The sequence below is a fragment of the Nocardiopsis halotolerans DSM 44410 genome (assembly GCF_000341065.1).
Classification (GTDB): Bacteria; Actinomycetota; Actinomycetes; order Streptosporangiales; family Streptosporangiaceae; genus Nocardiopsis; species Nocardiopsis halotolerans.
The window spans coordinates 1-1,338 of record NZ_ANAX01000073.1; the positions used below are offsets into that span (position 1 = coordinate 1).

The following is a 1,338-nucleotide window of genomic DNA, read 5'->3' on the forward strand; positions in this document are numbered from 1 at the left end:
TCGGCGAACTCGGGGGTGTCGTAGCGTTCGCCGAGGTCGCGCAGCGCCGTCCAGGGCGGCTCCCGCCGGAGCGCGGCCTCGCGCAGGCTCTCGCGGATGCGGCCCATGGCCCAACCGCCTCCCGCGGCCCCGGCGTCGGACAGGGCGCCGTTGACCCCCGCTCCCCCGGCCAGGGACACCACGACCAGGTCGGCGAAGCCCGCCAGGGCGTGCCGCATGAGCTCCCGGCGCCTGCCCGCCTCGTCGCGCAGGGAGAGGTCGGGGGCGAACCAGGTGACCAGGGCGAAGACCACCCACATCGCTCCGGCGACGGTGGCGGACGGCAGGGCCCCGGCCAGGGCGAACACACCGCCCAGCAGCGGCGGGAGGACCAGCCCCAGCAGCAGGCCGGTGCACTTCTCGGCGAGGTAGGAGCCGGGGTCGCGTTCGCACACGCGCAGGTCGCGGCGGGCACGGGGACCGGGAAGCCCCAGTCCCTCCAGGACCGGGACCCCGACCCGTCCCAGGCGGGTCAGCGTCCTGACGTCCGGCTCCGCGACGCGGGTGTCACGGGGCGGTGGCGGGGCGTTCAGGCGCTCGGCCAGCGTGGGCCCGGCCCAGCGGGAGGCCAACACCGCCCACACGGCCAGGCCCAGGGCGGCCCCCGCGCACGCGGAGATCAGGACGGGGGTCATCGTGCGGCCTCCGCTGTGCGTTCGGGGGCGGGTGAGAGCACCCGTGGCCCCAGGGTGAATCGGGACATACGGACCAGCCAGACCAGGGCGACCGCCCACACCACGCCGATACCCGCGAGCACCACCTGGCCGAGGAGACCGTCGAAGGGCTCCAGGTAGCCGGGGTTGAACAGCAGCAGGAACACGGACATCCCCAGGGTCGTGCCGATGATGATCCGCGCGGAGGTGCGCAGGCGGGCCCGGGTCGCCGCCACCCGCACGAGCATCGCCGCCTGTTCGCGGGCGGCCTCGGACAGGGTTCCCAGCAGGACCCCCAGGTCGGTGGCGTGCCGGGTCGCGGCGGTGCCCAGGGCCGCGGCGACCAGGTCGGCGGTGGGGTTGTCGACCTCGTCGGCGAAGGAGCGCATGGCGTCCCGCGCGGGACGGCCCGACCGCAGCCGCTCGGCGAGGCGGGTGACCGGACCGCGCACGGGTTCGGGTGCGATGGGGACCGTGGCGGCGACGGCCTGGTGCAGCCCCGACGCCCCGGCCATCAGGTCGCGCAGCATCTCCGCCCAGGCCGCGACGGCCTCCACCCCGGCCACCTGTTCCTGGTGTCTGCGGTCGGGTCCCAGGACGGCGGGGAGCCACCAGCAGCCCGCGGCGGCGAGCGCTCCGGCCACCG

The 1,338-nt window shown here is 76.4% G+C and carries 2 protein-coding genes; both read right to left on the reverse strand.

Going from position 1 to position 1,338, the window contains the following annotated elements; all coding sequences use genetic code 11:
* Positions 1 to 674, reverse strand: a 674-nt coding sequence (locus tag D455_RS35135; RefSeq protein ID WP_017569862.1) for a hypothetical protein, incomplete at its 3' end; no start/stop codon positions are given.
* Positions 671 to 1,338 (reverse strand): type II secretion system F family protein (locus D455_RS29400; protein ID WP_017569863.1); only part of this gene is annotated, 668 nt, incomplete at its 5' end. The genes D455_RS29400 and D455_RS35135, both read right to left, overlap by 4 nt.